Origin of the sequence: Tenacibaculum bernardetii (assembly GCF_029125915.1) — a bacterium.
GTDB lineage: Bacteria > Bacteroidota > Bacteroidia > Flavobacteriales > Flavobacteriaceae > Polaribacter > Polaribacter bernardetii.
In genome coordinates this window covers 25,638-48,478 of record NZ_JAQJCU010000004.1, presented here as the reverse complement: position 1 = coordinate 48,478, position 22,841 = coordinate 25,638, and the positions used below count along the sequence as shown (strand labels likewise).

At 29.1% G+C, this 22,841-nt stretch carries 21 protein-coding genes; 17 read left to right on the top strand and 4 right to left on the bottom strand.

Annotated elements, in window-relative coordinates; genetic code table 11:
• Position 1 precedes the first annotated feature (1 nt).
• The 12 genes from P2G10_RS04430 to P2G10_RS04375 all read left to right on the top strand — a co-directional run bounded on the left by P2G10_RS04430 (position 2) and on the right by P2G10_RS04375 (position 13,214).
• The gene (locus tag P2G10_RS04430) at positions 2–1,042 is read left to right on the top strand and encodes a vWA domain-containing protein (RefSeq protein ID WP_275315350.1); all 1,041 of its coding nucleotides are present in this window, start codon (positions 2–4) and stop codon (positions 1,040–1,042) included.
• A 17-nt stretch (positions 1,043–1,059) separates the two neighbouring features.
• Positions 1,060–1,854, top strand: a complete 795-nt coding sequence (locus tag P2G10_RS04425) for a tetratricopeptide repeat protein (protein ID WP_275315349.1) — start codon at positions 1,060–1,062, stop codon at positions 1,852–1,854.
• A gap of 51 nt (positions 1,855–1,905) precedes the next feature.
• On the top strand, positions 1,906–3,666 hold the full coding sequence (locus P2G10_RS04420) for a BatD family protein (protein WP_275315348.1): 1,761 nt from the start codon (positions 1,906–1,908) through the stop codon (positions 3,664–3,666).
• Positions 3,666–4,418 carry a tetratricopeptide repeat protein gene (locus P2G10_RS04415; RefSeq protein WP_275315346.1) on the top strand — a complete coding sequence of 251 codons (753 nt, stop codon included), beginning with the start codon at positions 3,666–3,668 and terminating at the stop codon, positions 4,416–4,418. The genes P2G10_RS04420 and P2G10_RS04415 overlap by 1 nt, the downstream gene beginning before the upstream one ends.
• Before the next feature lie 57 nt (positions 4,419–4,475).
• Positions 4,476–4,775 (top strand): hypothetical protein, encoded by a 300-nt coding sequence (locus P2G10_RS04410; protein ID WP_275315344.1) that lies wholly within the window; start codon positions 4,476–4,478, stop codon positions 4,773–4,775.
• Positions 4,776–4,883: 108 nt separating this feature from the next.
• Entirely contained in the window at positions 4,884–6,752 is a 1,869-nt protein-coding gene (locus tag P2G10_RS04405; RefSeq protein ID WP_275315343.1) for a SulP family inorganic anion transporter, read from the top strand.
• Between the two features lie 4 nt (positions 6,753–6,756).
• On the top strand, positions 6,757–7,392 hold the full coding sequence (locus tag P2G10_RS04400; RefSeq protein WP_275315342.1) for a carbonic anhydrase family protein: 636 nt from the start codon (positions 6,757–6,759) through the stop codon (positions 7,390–7,392).
• A gap of 369 nt (positions 7,393–7,761) precedes the next feature.
• Positions 7,762–8,070, top strand: a complete 309-nt coding sequence (locus P2G10_RS04395) for a hypothetical protein (protein ID WP_275315341.1) — start codon at positions 7,762–7,764, stop codon at positions 8,068–8,070.
• 54 nt (positions 8,071–8,124) lie between these two features.
• On the top strand, positions 8,125–8,889 hold the full coding sequence (locus P2G10_RS04390; RefSeq protein ID WP_275315339.1) for a GLPGLI family protein: 765 nt from the start codon (positions 8,125–8,127) through the stop codon (positions 8,887–8,889).
• Positions 8,890–8,917: 28 nt separating this feature from the next.
• Complete coding sequence (locus P2G10_RS04385) at positions 8,918–9,673, top strand: GLPGLI family protein (protein WP_275315338.1); 756 nt, start codon at positions 8,918–8,920, stop codon at positions 9,671–9,673.
• A gap of 125 nt (positions 9,674–9,798) precedes the next feature.
• Complete coding sequence (locus tag P2G10_RS04380) at positions 9,799–10,563, top strand: GLPGLI family protein (protein WP_275315336.1); 765 nt, start codon at positions 9,799–9,801, stop codon at positions 10,561–10,563.
• Positions 10,542–13,214: a carboxypeptidase-like regulatory domain-containing protein gene (locus tag P2G10_RS04375; protein ID WP_275315334.1), complete on the top strand. Its 2,673-nt coding sequence runs from the start codon at positions 10,542–10,544 to the stop codon at positions 13,212–13,214. The genes P2G10_RS04380 and P2G10_RS04375 overlap by 22 nt, the downstream gene beginning before the upstream one ends.
• A 35-nt stretch (positions 13,215–13,249) precedes the next feature.
• On the opposite strand, the gene P2G10_RS04370 is transcribed toward P2G10_RS04375, so the two are convergent.
• A complete protein-coding gene (locus P2G10_RS04370) occupies positions 13,250–13,783 on the bottom strand; it encodes a CvpA family protein (RefSeq protein WP_275315333.1) in 534 nt (177 codons plus the stop codon).
• A gap of 114 nt (positions 13,784–13,897) precedes the next feature.
• Between P2G10_RS04370 and P2G10_RS04365 the strand changes: the two genes are divergently transcribed.
• Complete coding sequence (locus P2G10_RS04365) at positions 13,898–14,254, top strand: hypothetical protein (RefSeq protein WP_275315331.1); 357 nt, start codon at positions 13,898–13,900, stop codon at positions 14,252–14,254.
• A gap of 101 nt (positions 14,255–14,355) precedes the next feature.
• Here the strand turns inward: P2G10_RS04365 and P2G10_RS04360 are convergent, their stop codons facing one another.
• On the bottom strand, positions 14,356–15,150 hold the full coding sequence (locus P2G10_RS04360; RefSeq protein ID WP_275315330.1) for an SDR family oxidoreductase: 795 nt from the start codon (positions 15,148–15,150) through the stop codon (positions 14,356–14,358).
• A gap of 125 nt (positions 15,151–15,275) precedes the next feature.
• Between P2G10_RS04360 and P2G10_RS04355 the strand changes: the two genes are divergently transcribed.
• Entirely contained in the window at positions 15,276–16,649 is a 1,374-nt protein-coding gene (locus tag P2G10_RS04355; RefSeq protein WP_275315329.1) for a TlpA disulfide reductase family protein, read from the top strand.
• A gap of 55 nt (positions 16,650–16,704) precedes the next feature.
• On the opposite strand, the gene P2G10_RS04350 is transcribed toward P2G10_RS04355, so the two are convergent.
• Positions 16,705–17,064: a YraN family protein gene (locus P2G10_RS04350; protein ID WP_218772050.1), complete on the bottom strand. Its 360-nt coding sequence runs from the start codon at positions 17,062–17,064 to the stop codon at positions 16,705–16,707.
• Between the two features lie 3 nt (positions 17,065–17,067).
• Positions 17,068–17,979, bottom strand: a complete 912-nt coding sequence (locus P2G10_RS04345; protein ID WP_218772049.1) for a S66 peptidase family protein — start codon at positions 17,977–17,979, stop codon at positions 17,068–17,070.
• A gap of 191 nt (positions 17,980–18,170) precedes the next feature.
• Here P2G10_RS04345 and metG point away from each other — a divergent pair, with 191 nt between their 5' ends.
• The 3 genes from metG to P2G10_RS04330 all read left to right on the top strand — a co-directional run bounded on the left by metG (position 18,171) and on the right by P2G10_RS04330 (position 22,820).
• Complete coding sequence (metG, locus tag P2G10_RS04340) at positions 18,171–20,306, top strand: methionine--tRNA ligase (protein ID WP_275315328.1); 2,136 nt, start codon at positions 18,171–18,173, stop codon at positions 20,304–20,306.
• A 64-nt stretch (positions 20,307–20,370) separates the two neighbouring features.
• The gene (locus P2G10_RS04335; protein ID WP_275315327.1) at positions 20,371–20,910 is read left to right on the top strand and encodes a type II toxin-antitoxin system antitoxin SocA domain-containing protein; all 540 of its coding nucleotides are present in this window, start codon (positions 20,371–20,373) and stop codon (positions 20,908–20,910) included.
• A gap of 5 nt (positions 20,911–20,915) precedes the next feature.
• Entirely contained in the window at positions 20,916–22,820 is a 1,905-nt protein-coding gene (locus P2G10_RS04330) for a hypothetical protein (protein WP_275315326.1), read from the top strand.
• Positions 22,821–22,841: the final 21 nt, after the last annotated feature.

Here is a 22,841-nt window from a genome sequence, read left to right as displayed (position 1 = left end):
AATGTATCGTATAGAAGAACCAATATATTTTTATCTGTTTGCAATTATTCCAATAATAGTTGTTATTTTCTTGTTGGTTTTATGGTGGAAAAAACGCACTCAGAAAAAATTTGCAAGCGCTAAGTTATTAGCAAAAATTGCTCCGAATTCATCTACATTTAAATCGGTTGTAAAGTTGATTTTCTTTTTAATCGGACTTTCTTTTTTAATTATCTCATTGGTAAACCCTAAAATGGGAACCAAATTAAAAACCGTAAAAAGAGAAGGTGTTGATGTTGTTTTTGCCTTAGATGTTTCTAAAAGTATGTTGGCTGAAGATATTGCGCCAAACAGATTAGAAAAATCAAAGCAAATTATTTCTAAAATTATTGATAAGTTAGGAAGTGACAGAGTCGGAATTATAATTTATGCAGGTAATGCATATCCGTTATTACCTATTACAACCGATCATGCTGCCGCTAAAATGTTTTTACAAAATGCGAATCCAGATATGGTTTCGAGCCAAGGAACAGCAATTAACGAAGCTTTAAACTTAGCTAAAACCTATTATAATAATGATGAGCAAACCAATCGTTTTTTAATTATCATTTCTGACGGTGAAGATCATCAGGAGGAAACAAAACAAGTTGCTCAGAATATTTCTAACGAAGGTGTAAAAGTATACACCATTGGTGTTGGCACAGAAAAAGGAGGACCTATTCCTATAAAATTAAATGGCGCACTTATTGGTTATAAAAAAGATAGAAAAGGAGAAACCGTAATTACCAAAAGAACAACAACTGTTTTACAAGATATTGCGGAAGCATCCGAAGGAAAATATATTGACGGTAATAGAACTGATAATCCTGTTGATATTATTGAAAACATTATTACCAATGCTCAAAAAAGTGAGTTTGAAACAAAACAATTTTCTGATTATAAAGATCAATTTCAGTGGTTTTTAGGAATCGGATTGCTATTTTTAATTATTGATTTATTCTTTTTCGAGAAGAAAACTAAATGGGTTAAGAAAGCAGATTTATTTAACGAAGAAGGTTCATAGAACTTATTTTATAAGAAATGAAACAACTACAAAACATACTATTACTATTTTTAATGTTGATTACTATAAATGTATCAGCACAGATAGACACCTTAAAACTGCAGCGTGAAGCGAGGAGCTTATTGCGTGAAGGTAATAAGTTATATAATAAACAAAAATTTAGTGATGCCGCAATTTCTTACCGAAAAGCACTAGGAAAAAACAGCACCTATGATAAGGCAAGTTACAATTTCGGAAACACGTTGTATCAAGAGAAAAAATATAAAGAAGCTGTTGCGCAGTTTGAAGTAACAGCAAAAACATCGAAAGATAAGTTTGATAAAGCAGAAGCGTATCATAATATTGGAAATGCACAAATGGAGCAAAAACAATATCAACAAGCTGTAGATGCTTATAAAGATGCTTTAAGAAGAAATCCGAATGACGATGAAACCCGTTATAACTTAGCTGTTGCTCAAAAAGATTTAAAAAAACAACAAGAGCAAGACAAAAAGGATAAGGATAAAAAAGACGACAAAGATAAAAAGGATCAGAAGGACGACAAGGACAAGAAGAAGGATCAGAATAAAGATAAAAAAGGCGACGATAAGGATAAGAAGGACGACAAAAAAGATCAAGAAAACAAAGACAAACAAGATCAAAAAAAGCCTGAAAAGAAAGATCAAAAACCGCAGCCAAAACAAGCACAAATGTCTCCTGAGCAAATGAAGCAATTGTTAGAGAGTTTGAATAACGAGGAAAAGAAGACACAAAAGAAAATGAATGTTAAAAAATCGAAAGGAAAAAAGGTGAAACAAGAAAAAGATTGGTAATCTTATCTTTTTTTACACTTAACTCTTTTTAATGTTTTTTTGAAAATGAATATGAAGTTGAAACTATATACATCATTATTACTCCTTTTTATAACCTTAACTATTAATGCGCAAGAATCAGCATTAAAAGCAACTGTTAGTAAAAACAAACTAGGTGTTAACCAACGTTTACGTGTTGAGTTTTCGACCAATAAACAAGGAGCAGATAATTTTAAAGCACCTAACTTTAAAAACTTCAAAATAGTTGGAGGTCCAAGTCAATCTGTTAGTCAATCTTGGATAAACGGAAAAGTTACCTTCTCTAAATCTTACACCTATATTATTCAGCCCAAACGAAAAGGAGAATTTAATATTCCACCAGCAACTATAGAAATTGGTGGGGAAATTATAAAATCGAATACCGTAAAAGTTATTGTTTTAAGCGCTGTTGATATTCCTAAAAACCCTAACGATCCGAATTATATAGCACAACAAAACATCCATTTAGTTGCAGAACTTTCTAAGTCGCAACCATATGTTGGTGAAAGTGTTTATGTTGAATATCGCCTTTATTTTAGTGATAACGTTGGTATTTATGACAATGCAATTACAGAGGCTCCGCAATATAACGGCTTTTGGAATCAAGAAATAAAAAGAAACGGAACACCTGTAAAAACAGGAATGTATAATGGTGAACGTTATAGATATGCGGTACTGCATAAAGCATTATTAGTACCAACCAAAAACGGAAGATTAACAATAGATCCTATGAAAATGGATATTATTGTTGCCGTACCTACAGGTCGTGCTGATTTTTTTGGAAATGTAATTACAAAACAAGTTAGAAGAGAGTTTTCATCTGCTAAAAAAGTAGTTCGCGCAAAAGCCTTACCTCTAACTAATAAACCTGAGAATTTTACCGGCGCCGTTGGTGATTTTTCTTTTGATGTTTCACTTAACAAAGGCTCTTTAAAAGCAAACGAATCTTCATTAATAAAAGTAGAAGTTAACGGAAAAGGAAACTTAAAACTATTTGAGCTTCCTAAAGTAGAAACACCTGAAGAACTTGAAATTTATCAGCCAGAAAGAAAAGAAAAAATTAGCGTTACTTCTAGCGGAATAAGAGGTTCTGTTAGTGACACATATACTGTTGTGCCAAAATTTAAAGGGAAATACAAGATTCCGAGAACGAGCTTTTCTTATTTTGATCCGAAGGAAAAAACCTATAAAACTATAGTTACAGATGATTTATATGTTGATGTTTTAGAAGGTAAACCACTACCAAAAAATCAATCAGATGTTGTTGTGAAACAAGATGTAAAAATTACTGGGGATGATTTTAAATACTTACAATCTACTACAAGCTTTGAGCCTGTAAAAACAACCAATTTTTTTAATTCTATCTTATTTTACATTTTATTATTCTTACCAATAATTTCGATTCCTGTTGCTATTTTTATCAATAAGAAAAAAGAAGAACGAGATGGTGATGTTGTTGGAAATAAAAAACGAAAAGCAGATAGGTTGGCTAAAAAGTATTTATCGGAAGCACAAAAAGAATTAGGAAATAAAGAAGCATTTTATGAAGCTTTAGAAAGAGCATTACATAATTATTTAAAGGCTAAATTAGGTATAGAAACTTTGGATATTAGCAGTGAAAAAATCACCTTTTTGCTACAAGATAAAAAAGTAGATGATATCAGTATAAATAGCTTTATAGCTGTTTTAAACGATTGTGATTTTGCTAGGTATACGCCAATTACAAACCTACAAATGGAGCAAGAATACGAAAAAGCAAAAGAAGTAATAACACAATTAGACAGACAATTATAATGAGACAGGTTATTGTATTAATATTGTTTTTTATATCAACCGTTGTATTAGCGCAAAGCGCTAATGAATTGTTTGTAACTGCAAATGCGCTATATAAAAACGGGAAATACCAAGAAGCTATTAAATTATATGAAAAAATAGAAGCTTCTAAAAAGGTTTCATCTGAATTGTATTATAATTTAGGAAATGCTTATTATAAATTAAATAAAGTAGCACCTTCTATTTACAATTACGAAAAAGCAATTCTTTTAAGCCCTTTAAATGAAGACGCTAAAAATAATTTAGTTATAGCAAAGAAGTTAACTTTAGATAGAATTGAAGCATTACCTGAATCTATTTTTCAAAAAATAAATAAAAATATATTACAAAAAATCACTTATAATACTTGGGCTATAATCGTTCTTTTGCTTTCTTTTTCTGCGGCAACTTTATACTTGTTTTTTTACTTTTCGGATACTCCGAATAAAAAAAGGTTTTTTTTTACTACTAGTATTTTATCTTTTATACTATTGATTGCTGCTTTCGCAATTACGTACTCACAATATAATCAATCTAAAAATACAATAAAAGCGATTGTTTTTTCAGAAGAAGTTGATGTAAAGAATGCACCAACTAAAGATGCTGATGAAATATTTATGTTGCATGAAGGCACCAAGGTTAAAGTATTAGATACGGTTGATAAATGGAACAAAATTAAACTAGTCGATGGAAAAATAGGATGGTTGCTTTCTAAAAATTTAAAGGAATTATAACATTTTAAGTCTATAAAATTGGTTAATTTCGCTTTTCATAAAAGAAACTAGTTTCATTTGAAATCTAAAATAGCAATTTTCTTTATTATTTTATTCGCAGGTATTATTATTACACCTACGGTTATATCCTTGGTTGATAAAAACCAAGACATTACTGTTTTTTTAGAATTAAATGAAGAAGAAGAAAATAAGAGTCATAAAGTACTAAAAGTTTTAGACTTAAAAACCTCTCTATTAGCTAACAATACTTCTGTTTTTTTTAATGATGTTCAAAAGAAGAAAAATGTTCGTTTTAAATCAAAAAACTACATTTCTCAATACCCTAAAATATTAACTCCACCTCCCGAGTTAACATAGTTTATTACATTTTTTAAAAGTAACTCTCATTTTTTTTGAGATTACAAACACTTTTCACTATCTTTTTTCTTTAAGAAAAAAGATCAAACAATCGATTATATTTAATTTATGAAAAAATTATTCTCAAATTTCAAAGGAGATTTATTTGGTGGTATTACTGCCGGAATTGTAGCCCTACCCTTAGCATTAGCCTTTGGTGTTAGTTCTGGTTTGGGCCCAAGTGCTGGTTTATATGGTGCTATATTTATTTCGTTTTTTGCTGCTCTTTTTGGTGGTACAGACACACAAATATCAGGACCTACCGCACCAATGACAGCAGTAAGTATGGTAGTTATTGCTGGTATTATAGCTGCTAATGAAGGTGATGTATCAAAAGCTTTACCTGCAATTTTAACAGTATTCTTATTGGCTGGTTTGTTTCAGGTTGCCTTAGGAGTTTTAGGTTTAGGTAAATATATACGATATATTCCCTACCCAGTGGTCTCAGGATTTATGACAGCCATTGGTGTAATTATATTAGTTACACAACTTTTACCATCTGTTGGTTATTACGCAAAAGAAGATGCTCAGTTTGTAGAACAATTTAAACCTTTAGCGGAAGAGTTAATCTTAGAAAACATTTTAAAAGATGAAGCTGGAGAAAAAATTTTAGTGTTAGAAAACTTTGAAGAGACAGTTTCTAGAGCACAAAAAATAACGCAGGCAGATATTTTAAAAGAAAGTGAAACATTAGCAGGTAAAGAAGCTTCAGGTGTTTTAGGAACCTTTAAAGTATTGCCAAGAGCTTTAAAAAATATAAATTGGCTTGAACTAATACTATCATTAGGAACTATATTTATTATTTACGGTTTCAAACGAATTACAACAGCAGTACCAAGTACATTAGTTGCTTTAGTTGTTATGACAAGTATTGCCATTGGTTTTTCATTGCCTTATCGTGCAATTCAAGAAATACCAGGTGGTTTCCCTGTTCCAAATATAGATATTTTTACCAATTTTAATTTTTCTAGTATTACTCCATATATTTTCACTGCCTTAACCTTATCGTTATTAGGAGCAATTGACTCTTTATTAACATCGGTAGTTGCAGATAACATGACAAAAACAAAGCACAAACCAAATAAAGAATTAATTGGTCAGGGTATTGGAAACAGTATTGCTGCAATTTTTGGTGGTATTCCTGGTGCAGGTGCAACAATTCGTACGGTTGTAAACATTAATTCTGGTGGTAAAACCAAATTATCTGGTATGGTAGCTGGTATTATGTTATTAGTTATTTTATTAGGGTTAGGACCTATTGCTTCTAAAATTCCTGCAGCAGTATTAGCTGGTATTTTAATTACTGTTGGTATTGGTGTTATGGATTATAAAGGTTTAAAGGCAATACCAAACTTACCTCGTGATGCTAAAATCGGGCCTTTTAAAATAAGCTCTGAAGTTATTATTATGTTGGTGGTAATGCTATTATCTACTTTCTGGAATTTAGTATATGCTGTAGGTATTGGTTTAGTAATTGCTTCTTTAATGTTTATGAAAAAAATTGGTGATTTAACTGCCGATCGTTCTGATGTAAAATCGTTAGATGAAGAAGCTTGGCCAGATGAAATAGATTTTCCGAAAGAATTAAAACAAGAAATTTTCATAAAACATATAAAGGGTCCTTTATTTTTTGGGTCTACAAGCGATTTTCAAGCACTTTCTCAGCAAATACCAGAAACAGCATCTACAGTAATTATGCGTTTAGGTAGAATGCAATATATGGATCAATCTGGTTTATATGCGATGGAAGATATGTTACAAGATTTAAAGAAAAAAAATATTGATATCTTGTTTGTAAACTTATTAAAGCAACCAAGATATATGATGGAACGAATAGGTATCATTCCAGAATTTATTCCGAAAGAACACATCTTTAAAAATTTTAATACTTGTGTACAATGGATAAAAGAAAATGTAAAAGACGAATTTAAAAAATAAAAAAATGCCACATAGAAATAAAGCAATAACAAAAGATGTTCAAGACAAACTAACACCCATGATTGTCTTACAAGATTTTATAGAAGGTAACTCTCGTTTTATTAGAGATGAAGTTCATACGATAGATCATAAAGCACTAATTACTCAAACAACAGACGGTCAGCACCCTAAAGCAATTGTACTTTCATGTATCGACTCTAGAGTTCCTGTCGAATTAATTTTCGATCAAACTATTGGCGATGTTTTTGTAGCTCGTGTAGCAGGAAACTTCGAAAATACAGACATTTTAGGAAGCATGGAATACTCATGTAAAGTTGCAGGAAGCAAATTGGTTTTTGTATTAGGTCACGAAAGTTGTGGTGCAATTAAAGCAGCATGTGATCATGTTGAATTAGGAAACATAACATCAATGTTAAATAATATTCAGCCTGCAGTAAAAAAATCTACTGAAGAAGTTTCTGGAGATCATAACTCTTCTAACACTGAGTTTGTTGATAGAACAATTGAAAACAACGTACAGTTAACCATTCAGAGAATTAGAGAGAAAAGTCCTATTTTAAATGAAATGGAAGAAAGTGGAGAAATTAAAATTGTTGGTGGAGTTTACCACATTAGTAGCGGAAAAGTAACTTTACTATAAACTATAATAATTTTTAAACTTAAAAATCCGAAGCTAATAACTTCGGATTTTTTTATGTCTTAATTTCTTACCGCCTTGCTAGTAACGCAACAACAAATGTTAAAGAAAAGTTAACAAAAACAGGGTTAACCCTATTTGACTACCCAATACCCCTAACAAACAAATAGGGGTATTGGGTATTGTGTACTGTATGTTTGAACTATATGTTTGAACTATATGTTTGTAGAAGTAATAATTATATTCATTAAAAGAATTCTTACTGTACAAATACTAGTCACTTGTTAAATGTAGATTTAAAATGAATAATCTATTACTTGGTCACAAACTAACCGCTCTAGACCATAATGGAGTATTAATTTTTTAAATATTATGAAAAAAGTAATTTTTATCTTAGCTTTTATGCTAATGGGAACGTATGCAAATGCTACTACAGAAAACCCAATTATTGACAACACAAAAACTGAACTTATTAAAAGTGATGTTTTTAATGATTTAAGTGTAGTTACAATAAATAACTCTAATAAAAGTATAGGAACTTGTAGTTATTCTATTGAAGTTGTTAGATTTTATGATACTGGACCTGTATCTACGACTTATTATTTTACAGAAGAAACTAGTAGTTCTGATGGCTGCAAATTAGCTGCAAGATTAAAGGCTTTTGAAATAATGTACACATAAACAATAATAACTAACACCTTGACATAATAAGGTGTTAGTTTTAATTATCACCAAATGAAAACAACAACAACAATCCTATTATTATTCATCGTACAAATTACTATTAGTCAAACAAAAAATATTTTTGTTGAATATGATTATTACAATGGCTATTTCACAAATAAAGTTACGCTGATCGCAAACAACGAAAATGCAATAAAAATAAAAGGTGCTATTAGTATAACAAATAATGAGAACGTAACTTTAAATGAGGATGAGAGCTACTCAGTAGTTCAAAAAAATGTTTCGATAAAAGGTGCAAAAACATATGCAACAATTAAAAATAACACTGTTAAGATAAAACAACCTTTTAAAAAAGAAATACTATTTATAAAAGATAGCATTTCAAACTTTAACTGGGAGCTAATTCCAAATAAAACAAAAGAAATTTTAGGTTATAAATGTAATTTAGCTAAATTACATTTTAGAGGAAGAGACTATTTTGCTTATTACACCACAGAAATACCAATTCCGTTTGGCCCTTGGAAATTCAAATCATTACCTGGTCTTATTTTGTACATATATAGCGATACTGGAGTTAACAAAATAAAATGGACTGTTAGTAGAATAAAATATCCATATAGCCAGAAAATAAACTTAAAGTGGAATGAAAATTTGGATACTAAATTAATTACTTACTATGACTACATAAGAAAAGTTCATAATAAAATTAAGGGCGATAACCAAATAATTTCATCTCGAGTAAAAAAAGGAACAAACGTTACAACATCTAAACCAACAAGATTAGGTATTGAACTTGTATATGATTGGGAAAAATAAAATTTTAATAATATATTCGGATAAAAAAATGAAAAAAATAATTATACTAATATCATTATACTTTATAACCTCAACTATTTTTGGACAGAATTCTATAGAAGCGACCTACCAAGTAATTAGCAATACAAGTTACAAAGCAGTAGCTATTTTAAAAATAGATAATGATAAATCTCATTATACTGTTTTAAAAAACAAAAATGGATTAAAAAAAATTAAAGAAAGAGTTATAGATGGGCAATTAAATCTTTTAATTCCTGATTCTGATAGAAGACCTCAAGTTTTTACAGACATTAGCACTAAATTACTTATTAGTTCAGTACCAATGTTTAGAAAAAACAACATTCTAAAGGAACAATTACCAAAAATTAATTGGAAAATAGTTGATGAATTTAAAAGAATAGGAGACTATAAATGCCAAAAAGCAATAGGATACTTTAGAGGCAGAACCTATACAACATATTTTACGACTAAAATACCTGTACCATTTGGCCCATGGAAATTACAAGGTTTACCAGGTTTAATTTTAGAAGCCACAGATGAAAAAGCACAATTTTCATTTAATGTTACTTCTATTCGTTTTAAAGAAAATGAACTTATTATTAATATACCTAGCAAAGAAAAAGCAATACCATTTAGAAAATTTTTTGAAGTTATTGTACCAAATAAATTTAAAGCTTTAGATTCAAAATTTAATTCAAGAAATGGTGATAGAAATACAACTGTAACTTCAAAAATTCATAGAGATACAGATAAAGAAATGATACACGACTGGGAAGAAAAATAAAATTAAGGGCGACAACCAAATAAGTTCATCTCAAATAAAAAAAGGAACAAAAATTGCTACAACTCAATTAATAAAATTGAATAATGAATTATATCTAATTGAAAAAGTAAAATTTCTTTAAAAAAATGAAAAAAATAACTCTAAATCTATTTTTATTTTTAATAACAGCAACTGTTATGGGGCAAAACTCATTAGAGGTACAATATGATGTTATTACAAATATTAGTCACTTGTATAAAACTACTGGAGTTTTAAAAATAGATAATAATAAATCGCATTATATTGTATTAAAAACAAGTAATGGATTTAAAAAAGAGACTAAAAAAAGGGTAAATGGAAATCTTAATATTACCCTAGCCGACTCTGATAATAGACCGCAAGTTTTTACTGATATTAATAAGAATCTATTAATATTTAGACGTACCAATACAAAGTCATCTCTTAAAGAAAAATTGCCAAAAATTAATTGGAAAATAACAAATGAGTTTAAAAAGATAGGTGAATATAAATGCCAAAAAGCAACTGGCTACTTTAGAGGCAGAACCTATAACGCCTGGTTTACAAGTGCAATACCAGTGCCTTTTGGCCCATGGAAATTACAAGGATTACCAGGTTTAATAATTGAAGTAAAAGATGATAAAAAAGAAGTGTATTTTAGGGTTACTAAAGTGAATTTTAAAGATACTATAACTATTAACAACTTCCCTAATGAAGAAAAAGCAATACCTTTAAGAAAGTATATTGAGGTTATTGTTCCTAATAGAGACAAAGAAAGAACTGCAAAAATAAATGCAAAAAATAGCGATAGAGGCACAACTATAATAAAATCGTCTACAGATAGAAATTCTACTAAAGAGATTATATACGAATGGGAAGAAAAACAAAAGTAAATACCTTCTTTTTTTTCTTAATATGTACTTATAGTTTTTCACAAACTATAATTTCAGGTACTTTAAAAGATAGCAAGAATAACATAATAGCAGGAAATGTAATTTTAAAAGATAGTTTACTTAAAGAATATATTTCATATACTTATTCAAACAACAAAGGTTATTATCAACTTAAAACAAATAAAACAGGAAGTTTTAATTTAGTTTTTTCATCCTTAGGATTTAAGCCTAAAACAACCCCAATAGTAATTAATAAAAACCAAGCTAAAATTACTGTTAATGTCGTTTTACAAGAGGATGCTATCAGTTTAGATGAAGTAATTATAAAAGCAGAGAAAGCTGTTTTTATAGAAAAAGATACCATTCGTTTCAGAACAAAAGCATTTACCAATGGTACTGAACAAACTGTAGAAGATTTACTAAAAAAAATACCTGGTTTAAATATTGATAGCGAAGGGAGAATAAAAGTTGGTAACCAAGAAATAGAAAAACTAATGGTTGATGGCGATGATTTTTTCGAAAAAGGCTATCAAATACTATCTAAAAATATGCCCGCACATCCTATTGAAGAAGTAGAGGTATTAAAAAGATATTCTAATAACCATCTTTTAAAAGGCATAGAAAATAGTGATAAAGTTGCTTTAAATTTAAAATTAAACGAAAAATCAAAACGTATTTGGTTTGGTAATATCAGTTTAGGCTATGGCTTGTTTTCTGAAAATCGTTACGAAACAAAAGCCAACCTTATGAACTTCGGAAAAAAGAATAAATACTTTTTTTTAACCAGCCTTAACAATACAGGTATCGATGTTACGGGTAACATAAATCACTTAATAAACCCTACTAGTTACAACGAACCAGGAGGCATTGGTGATAATCAATCTACCAGAAACTTATTAAACTTATCTATTTACAATTCATTTTTCGATAAAGAAAGAACCAATTTTAACAATACCGAATTGGCTTCTTTAAACGCCATTTTTAATCCATCAAAAAAACTAAAAATAAAAGCCTTAAGTTTTTTAAATTGGGATGAAAATAGTGACACCAAAACAAGTATTGATAATATAAATACTGCCAACACCAATTTTACAAACACTGAAAACACTGAGTTAAATAATGAAAGTAACATTGCTTTTGGTAAAGTTGATGTAATTTATAACATCGATAAAGATAAAATGCTAGCAGCTACCACCAAATATAAATATGGTGCTTTAAATGATACTTCTAATTTAACTTTTAACGGTAATAGTACTATCGAAAATTTAAAACATCAAAATAATATTTTTGATCAAAAAATAACATTTACAAATAAGCTCAATCAAAAAAACGTTTATGTAACAACAGCACGTTTTATCAATGAAAAATCACCTCAAAATTATCAAACAAATCAATTTTTATTTCAAGATTTATTTCCAAGTTCTACTAATGCAAATAACATACAACAATTAAGCGATAGCGAAATGACATTTGCTGGTTTTAATACACATTTACTAACCAGAAAAGAAAATGGTGATTTATTAGAGCTGCAATTAGGTAATGAATATAGAGCCGATAAATTAAACACACAACTTACTTTATTAGAAAATAATACAATTGTAAATACTCCAGCTGCTTATAAAAACACAACTGAGTACAAGGTTAATGATGCGTATTTAAAAAGTAAATATCATTTAAAAATTAAAAATTTGAGTCTTATTGGTAAATTAAACTTTCACAACCTTACTAACAGTTTAAATGACAATACTCTTAGTAAAAGTGAAAACTACTTTTATATAAATCCAAGTATTGGTATTAATTGGAAAATAAATGATAGCAATAAAATAACCTCTTCAATTTCTTACAATACTACAAATGCAAAAATAGTAGATGTTTATAACAATTTTGCATTAACAAGTTTCCGGTCTTTTTCTAAAGGTACCGGTAATTTTAATCAATTAAATTCATCAACTGCAAATTTAAACTACTCGCTAGGTAATTATAGTGATCGCTTTTTTGCTTATTTTAGTTTAATGTATACCAAAAATTACGATTTCTTTTCGAGCAATAGTTTAATACAACAAAACTATAATCAAGCTGAAAAAATTGTAGTAAAAGATAGAGAATATGTAAGCTTAAACTCTAAAATAGATTATTATTTTAAATCGATTTCTTCTAACCTTAAATTAGATGTTGGCTATACTAAAAGCGAGTTTAAAAATAGTGTAAACAATACTGGCTTAAGAAAAGTAACTTCTAACAATTATAATTATGGTGTAAACTTACGCTCTGGCTTTAGAGGTTTTTTTAATTATCACTTTGGTACAAAGTGGAACACTTCTAAAATACAACAATCTGGTTTTAAGAATTCATTTACAAATAATAAAAGCTTCTTAGATTTATCTTTTATTTTTAGCAAGAAATTTAATGCTGATATACAATCTGAACGCTATTATTTCGGAAACTTAGAAAAAGATGCTACTTATAATTTTGTAGATGCTAGTCTTACTTACAACCTTATAGAGAATAAATTAACACTTTACCTAACGGGTAAAAACTTATTAAATACTAAAACATTTAAGAGTTTTTCTATTAGTGATATCGGAACATTAACAACAGAATACAGGCTTTTACCAAGGTTTGCATTGCTAAAATTAAAATATAGATTTTAAACAAAAAATCCGAAGTTAATAACTTCGGATTTTTTTTATACCTCAACTTCTAAAGTTTCTTCAATCTCAGGAATTGTTACTTCTCCATCATCTTTAATTATTGATGGAAAAATTGTTGGTGCTATCTTTTTAACAGGAGCATATAAAATAGATTCCTCTAAATTTTCTTTGTTTACAAACGGAATCATATCATTCATTTTTCCGAAGAAAATAAAAACAACACTTAAAATCAATCCGATTTTTAAGGCGCCAAAAACACCGCCTAAAATTTTATTAATTATTCCTAAAGAAGCAAAATCGGCTATTTTAGTTAATATTTTACCCAATAGAGAAATTGTAATTATAATAACAATAAATGTTGCAGCAAAAGCAGCTAATGAAATATATTTCTCGTCCCAAGAAACGCTATCTTTTAACCAATCGGCAATAAAATACGAAAAATGTATTGCACCATAAACTCCAGCTACTAAAGCAACCAAAGAAGCAACCTCAACAAATAACCCCTTCATTAATCCTCTTATAAAACCGAAAAGAAGTAAAGCTGCAATAATAATATCAAACGTATTCATAAATATAAAATAATAGCATTTTAATGAAAATATACACACTAAATAATTATGTGTGCACATTCTGCACCAAATATACACAACTCATTTGTATCTTTGCTAACTCAAAAAAAACAGATGGAGAAAGAAGTTAACTTAAAGGAAAAATGGGATTTTCTGGTAAAAAATTTATCAGATCAATTTGCCGACGGTGATGAGTTAAATGTAGATGCGGTTATTTATTTAATTGGTGTACAAGAATTAGGACAAGGGCAACGTAAATTTAAAAAGGATGAAAAAGTAAATCTAATGCATATTGCTATTTGCAAGCTTTTAGAACCTTACGGATATTATGAATTTGATTTTTTTGATGAAGATGGTTGGCCTCATTATAAAACTTTAACTGAATTACCAAGTTTAAAACCCGGTGAACAATCCGTTTTAATAAAAGAAGCAATTATTAATTATTTTGAATTGATTGACTTTTTTAAGTAGTTTTTATAAACTCTTCATTACGAGGAAGAATAACGAAGTAATCTTTATCTCAATTAAAAAGATTGCTTCATTTTCTTAGCAATAAATTATATACCTTTTATTTAAGTAACACTTAGTTTACGAATCATTTTTGATAAAATTTTAGGAAAAAAACGTTTTACATATACGGCTAACCTTTCTTTGGCTCCGCCGATATATACTTCTTCTCGTTTATTTTTAATAGCTTTTAGCATTAGTTTAGCAAAACGGTCAGGATCAATTCCGTTTGCCGTTGCGCTGTCCATTTTATTTTGCGGAGTTCCATCTCCTGTAAGTGCATTTTTAGAAACATTGGTGGTTACAAAACCCGGACAAACTAAAGTTACCGAAATAGAATCCTTATAATGTTCGGCTCGTAAACTATCAAAAAAACCATGTAATGCATGTTTTGTTGCCGCATAAGATGATCGTAACGGAGTACCAATTTTACCTACAATACTTGTAGTTACGACAAAATGACCAGATTTATTTTTAATAAAATAAGGTAATAATGCTTTTGTTAACGCCACGGTTCCTAAATAATTAACATCCATTAAGCGTTTATCTACAGAAATATCAGTGTTTACAACCAATGAACGTTGACTTAAACCTCCGTTATTTACCAGAACATCAATCGCTCCAAAGCACAATAATGCCTCTTTAACTTTAGAATTCATATTTTCATATTTCTCTAAATCAAGCGTAACTATTTTTACTTTCGATATGTTTTTACACTTATTTTTAACCTCTTCCAACGCATTTTTATTTCTTGATGATAAAATTAAATTCACATCGTAGTTAGATAATTCTATTGCTAGAGATTTACCAATGCCCGATGAAGCTCCGGTAATCCAAAACACCTTATTTTTCAGCTGCATATTTCTATTTTATAAATAAACTTTTCTAAAAATAAGCAAGAAAAAATAAAATTGGTACACTTCTTGGAAAGAAGTTAGCAAATGATTAGTTTTAAATCATATTTACAAACCTTTAAATTATAATGATGAAAAAATTACTGGCGCTATTAATACTTGCCACTTCTATAGCTAACGCTCAATATACAGTTAAAGGAACCTTAACTCCACCTGAGAAAACCGACTGGGTTATTCTTTATAAAATAGAAGGAGCTAAGCAAAAATTCGTAGCAAATACGACTATAGAATTTGATACTATTGCAGTTGGTGGAGAAAATCAAGTGTTAGGTAGGTTTCAATTCGAGTTAAAAGACGATGCTAAACCTGGTGCATATAGAGCTACTTACAGAAATAAAGGTGCTGGTTTTGTAGATTTTTATTTTAATAAAGAAAATGTAGAGTTTATATTCAACCCTAAATACCCAGATCAATCTGTTGTATTTACTGCTTCTAGAGAGAACAAATTATTAAACGAATACTCAATAGCTTACGCAGAAATTCAAAATAAAGTTGACCTAAACCAAGCAACTTTTATAACTGAAGAAAATAAAGATGCCAAAAAAGCTTACAAAAAAGCATTAGATGAGCTTGAGGATTTACAAGACATGTATGAGAATAAATCGGAAGGTATGCTAGTAAATCACTTTATTAAAGCCTCTCAAAGATACAATGAGTCTAATCCGTTTGATAATATGGAAGAGTATTTAGCTGCTACAAATGAGAACTTTTTTAAATATATTGATTTTAAAAGTGATGCTCTTTACAATTCTTCTTTTTTAGTTGATCGTATTTCTGATTTTGTTTTTTACCTAAATTCATCTGAAGATAGCCAAATGCAAAGAAAGTTATTAAGACGATCTATTCTTAAAGTTATGGATGAAGTTCCTAATGGTAAATTAAGAAAAGCTGTTACCGAATTTTTAATTACTTCTTTAACAGATAAACGTAATGGTGAAGCTGTAGATTGGTTATTTGAAAAATACTATGATGTTTTACCAGCCGATCAGTTTGATGCTGAATTTAAAAAAGAAAAAGTACAGTTATTAAGTGCAACTGTTGGTAGAATTGCTCCTGATTTTTCTTGGAAAGAAGGTGATAAAGAAATGAAATTATCTACTTTAAATGATGGTGAAAAATACTTATTAGTATTTTGGAGTACCGGTTGCCCTCATTGTGTTGATGAAGTTCCTGAACTACATGATTATATGAATGCAAACCATGAAAATGTTTCAGTAATTACATTCGGAATTGAAAATGACGAAGCAGATTGGACAGAGTTTATTAAGAAATTACCACATTCTCATAACGCAATAGGAACGCATCCTGATTATAAGTTTGATAATGAAACAGTGCAAAAATATAATTTATTAGGTACGCCTTCTTATTTTATATTAGATGCCAACAAAAAAATAATTGCAATGCCTAACTTGTTAGATGATGTAAAAAATTATTTAAATAAGTAATCCTACTTAACAAAAACAAAAAGCTCAACAATTTAATTGTTGGGCTTTTTTGTGTTTAAAAATATAAGAAAGCGTCTTCTATATGATGTATCTTATAAGTATCTTTATTTTTTAATACAGCAATAATATCAAACCGAACCTCTATATCCAAATCTTTTTCGATTACATAATTATCTATCGCCATAACTAGTAATTTTATTTTCTTTGGGTGTACAAAATCTTGTGGATTTCCGAAATAAGTACTCGATCGTGTTTTAACTTCTATCGCTACTAAAACACCTTCTTTTTGTGCAATAATATCAACCTCAGCTTTTTTAAATCGGTAGTTTTTTTCAATAATAGCATAGCCATTATCCTGCAAATAAGTAATTGCTAACTCCTCCCCTTTTTTACCAAGATCGTTATGCTGTGCCACTATTTAAAAATTTACCGTTGCTGTTTTTTCTTTGATGTTTAACGTAATATTTCTTCCCATAATTAAAGCTCTATTATCAGGTTCATGACCTGCAGGGAAATTAAATAATACTGGTACATCATTCGGAATCACATCTAAAATTAATTGCTCTATTGAAGTTCCCCAAAGCGTAGTATTTTTCTTAACCTTAGTCATATCACCAACAATAATTCCTTTTACTTTCGTAAAATAGCCTGCACGCTTTAAGCTTTGCAGCATACGATCAATAGAATATTTATATTCGCCTATTTCTTCAATAAATAAAATTTTACCATCCGTAGACATTTGACTCGTTGATCCTAACATAGATGCTAAAATGGCAATATTCCCTCCTACTAATTCTCCATTTATTCTTCCTAATCGATTGTGTTTTGAATTCGAAATTTCATACGCTAAACTCTCTCCAAACAATGCTCTTTTAAGCGATTCAACACTTTTTGCTATTACTTCAGGCGCATCTTGCATGCTTGTTCCCATAATTCCGTGAATGGTTTCTACACCCACATTATGAATATGATTATGAAAAGCTGTTATATCAGAATAACCAATCACCCATTTCGGCTTTTCTTTAAACTTCGTGAAATCTAATTTATCTAATATCCGAACAGAACCATAACCTCCTCGAGCCGCCCAAATTGCTTTTATATTCGGATTATCTAAAGCTTTTTGAAAATCTTCACAACGCTCTTCATCAGTTCCTGCAAAATGATGCGCTTGGTTAAACAAATGCTTTCCGTACACAACTTCTAAACCCCAACTTTGCGCTAATTTCTTTGCTTTATCTATAACATGCTTTCTGTTTTTTAATATTCCTGCAGGTGCTACAATCGCAATTGTATCTCCTTTTTGTAAAGAAGGCGGCGTTATTAATTTCATAGTTTTTGTTTGCGAAAAAGCTATTAAAGCTGTTAAGAAAAAAGATAATACTAGTACACTTCTCTTCAAAATAGTGTCTTATTTTTTTATGCTATTAATATATAAAGTCTAATCTATCAAATGTACCCATTTTATAACAGTTTAAAAAATTGCTTTTTCGTACTTTTGCACTTTAATTTTAGCAGAAGAAAATGAGTACACCAAAAAGATATACAATTACAGCAGCATTACCTTATACAAACGGACCAATTCATATTGGTCATTTAGCAGGTGTGTATGTTCCTGGAGATATTTATACACGTTTTTTACGTCAAAAAGGTAAAGATGTAATTTACATTTGTGGTTCTGATGAACACGGTGTAGCGATACCGATGCGTGCAAAAAAAGAAGGTGTTACTCCGCAAAATATTATTGATAAATACCACGGAATCATCAAAAAATCTTTTGTTGATTTCGGAATTTCATTTGACAACTATTCTCGTACATCATCTGAAATTCATCATAAAACAGCCTCTGATTTTTTCATTAAAATGTACAATGATGGCGAGTTTATCGAAGAAGTTACAGAGCAGTTATACGATGCCGAAGCGAACCAATATTTAGCAGATCGTTTTGTTGTTGGTACGTGTCCGAAATGCGGAAACGAAGAAAGCTACGGAGATCAATGTGAAAAATGTGGTACAAGTCATAATGCTACAGATTTAATCAATCCTAAATCGGCAATTACAGGAAATGTTCCTTCCTTAAAAGAAACAAAACATTGGTTTTTACCGTTAGATAAACACGAAGATTTTTTACGTAAATGGATCGTTGAAGGTCATAAACATGATTGGAAACCTAATGTTTTAGGACAATGTAAATCTTGGATTGATGACGGATTACGCCCTAGAGCCGTAACCCGTGATTTAGATTGGGGAATTCCGGTACCTATTGAAGGAGCAGACGGAAAAGTTTTATATGTTTGGTTTGATGCGCCTATCGGATATATTTCTGCTACCAAAGAATGGGCAGCTCGTGAAGGCAAAAACTGGGAAGATTATTGGAAAAAAGACGACACAAAATTAGTACACTTTATTGGTAAAGATAATATTGTATTTCACTGTTTAATTTTTCCATCGATGTTAAAAGCACATGGCGATTTTATTTTACCAGAAAATGTGCCAGCAAACGAGTTTTTAAATTTAGAAGGAAATAAATTATCAACGTCTAAAAACTGGGCGGTTTGGTTACACGAATATTTAGAAGATTTTCCGAATCAGCAAGATGTTTTACGTTATACTTTAACGGCAAATGCTCCAGAAAGTAAAGACAACGATTTTACTTGGAAAGATTTTCAAGCAAAAAATAATAACGAATTAGTAGCTATCTTCGGTAACTTTATAAACCGTGTTGTTGTTTTAACAAATAAATATTACGACGGACAAGTTCCTGCCGCTAATGAATTATCTGAAGTTGATGAAGATACTTTAGCGAGCTTAAAAGAATTTCCGAATGTAATTGCAAAATCTATTGAACGTTACCGTTTTAGAGAAGCGTCTCAAGAATTAATGAATTTAGCGCGTTTAGGAAACAAGTATTTGGCAGATGAAGAGCCTTGGAAAATGATTAAGATTGATGCAGAACGCACCAAAACAATTATGAATGTAGCTTTACAAATTGCTGCTGGATTAGCCGTTTTATCAGAACCTTTTTTACCGTTTACTTCTGCTAAATTGAAAAACATCTTAAATATTCGTCATAACGAGGAGTTTTCCGACGAAGTTATCTCTTCTGATAATGAGATTGCCACATCAAGCAGAAAAAACTTGACTCGCAATGACGAATTAACTTGGTCAGCTATTTCTGAAAAAAATATTTTAATTGCTGATAATCATCAAATAAATAAAGCTGAATTATTATTCGCTAAAATTGAAGATGCTGAAATTCAGGCGCAATTAGATAAGTTAGAAGCTACCAAAAAAGCAAACGAAGCTGAAAACAGAGTTTTAGAGCCTCAAAAAGAAACCATTGAATTTGATGATTTCACAAAAATAGACATTCGTGTTGGTACAATTATCGAAGCTGAAAAAGTAGCTAAAACTAAAAAGCTTTTAAAACTTACAGTTGATGTTGGTTTAGACACAAGAACCATCGTTTCTGGTATTGCCGAAAGCTTTAAACCTGCCGATATTATTGGACAACAAGTTAGTGTAGTTTGTAATTTAGCGCCACGTAAATTAAAAGGCATCGAAAGTCAAGGAATGATTTTAATGACAGATACTCCTGATGGCAAATTAACCTTTGTACAACCTTCTGAAAAGGTAACTAACGGTGAATTTATTTCTTAGATAAAAAATTAAAGCGCTATAAAAATTGTTTTTTCTCACAAAAATTCATATATTTAAATAAAAAATGCCTCACGATATTAATATTTTTAAAAATATATTTTCCCTTTTAAAGGAATGGTATAAAGAAGAATTAAATTATAGTGAAGACGATTTCAATCTCCACAATGATTTTAGTATTTTGAAATTAATTAAACTTCAATTTTTTGTAGCAGCTATAAATTCAAAAGAAAATGATTCTATATTAAGTGGGTATGACTTCTTTGCGATGCCTTATGGGCCTGTTGAAACTGATACTTACAAGAAAATCAAAAGTTCTGGCATAGAAGGGTTAAATATAGACAGGTATTCTACAAAAATATTAAGTAACTTTTCTTTTGTTGAAAGCCACCTACATGAAGAAATAATAAATTCCATAGGTATTTTAAAAAAGAACGAACCTAAGTTAATAATTGCTGATGCTAGTGATTTAGTTGAACTGTCTCATAAATGGAATTCTTGGAAAAGAAATTATTCTTTAGCTAGAATAAAAGGTAATTTTTCAGCTAGAATCCCCAACGAAGAAATTGTTAATGATAATAAAACTTTAAGCCTAGATCTAGTTTAACATTCATGAAAGATTTTTGGATAAGTAAAATTTCTTCTCACATAGATGAATTAGATAAAAATTGGCTTAAAGAAATTTACGATACGGCAAATTCAAATTACCTGAACAGTAAAATAGAATTTGACAAATCTAAAAACGAGGTTTTTTTAAAGTTTTTTAAAATAAATTTTAAAACTTATGTTAATAGAAATCTCATTATTTTATTTGAGTACTTAAATCGTTCAATTATAGTTGGAGAACCTTTTAAAAATGGTTTTAAAACTGAAATTGATAAGGTTATTATAGATTCCCATTTATTATTAAATGTTGTTGATTTTGATGATTCTTTTGATGATGATTTAATTTTAACTATAACGGATTATGTGATAAATCACAACCCTTTTAAACTGCTAAAAGATTGTTTAATTGAATACAGGTCTAGCTCAAACTATTTAATTAGACAATTTAAAAATCCTTCTCTGCATACTTTATTTGATATTTCAGATAATACTGATAACCTTCTTAAAGAGCTTAAAAATGAAACTCAAAAAAACCTTTTAAAACTTACTAAAGGGAATTTAGACTTATTAAGAAAAGACTTTAGTCTAAAATACAATATAATTGAACTTCAAAACCTTCTTCTAATAAAGAACAGACTTAATGAGCCTCGTTCTTTTTTTGAAAACGGTACCAATTTAGATGTTATATCTAACATCTTAATCGAAAAATGTGTCTTTCTTATTAGAAAGTTGGTCATAAGAAAGTCTACAGAAAAAAATGTTTTAAATGAAAATTATGTTTTTTTAGGTAATGAAATTGAGTTTAACTTAGACTCTCACATATTAAATTTAGATACATTTAAAGATTATGATGCTTATTCTCAAAATCATTTTTTATGTGATGAGAACAGAGAAAAAAGACTTGTTTTGATTAAAAATGCAGAAAAAATAATTCTAGAGGAGAAGACAAAACACACCGCAAAAGAGATTCACACTATAGTCAAATATTACAAAGACTTAGATGAAAACAATTATAAATTAGAACAAATCGATAAATTAACGACTTTATCAGACAATGATTTTGATAAATATGCTATAAATATTAAGCGAAACTATATAACAAATAATATTTTTTCTGAAAAATTAAAACACTTACCTAATGAATCTTTAATAGAAGCAATAAAAGATCATCTCGAAGAAATAAATTTAATACAACAGAAAACAAGTATTAACAACTTCTTTCCTTATTTTAAAGCCTGTCTTTATTTAAATAAATATATAGATAATGAATTAAAATTAATAAATAAAAACAATATCAAACTTGAAAAAATAAAGGAACTGGAGGATGTCTTAAAATATTTCAAAAAGGTTTATAATGTATATGTAGATAATTTAAAATGGTCTAAAATTCATCTAAATTATGCTTATCAATTACCATATAATGAAAGTATAACTAAACATAAAGAAATAGAAGTTTTCACCTCTTCTTCTTTTTCTTTACCAATAGACTACTTGATTTATGATAATTTAATTGAAAAATTAAAATCATATATTCCTCAAACGGAGAACACTATAAAAAATTTCTACAATATAAATTCTTTAATAAAAGTCTATGATGAAGAAAAAAACAAATTGCAAGGAACAATTAGTAAAAATTTAAAAAGTAATATTGAAATATTAGGTATTTTTAGTGCGATAATAACAATATCTTTTAGTGCAATTTCTATTTCCGCTGCAAAAATAAATTTTAAAGAAAAATTTTTTGTTTTCATAAGCTTATTTAGTATCCTTTTTCTCTTTATCATATTACTTAAGTCATATAATAAACCTGAAGAAAAATCTACTTTTAATATTGTTTGGTTATTTATTGGTTTTATGATTTTACTAATGTCGATTATGACAATTATGTATAATTATATTATAGTACAGTAAGAAACTTACATCATTATATTA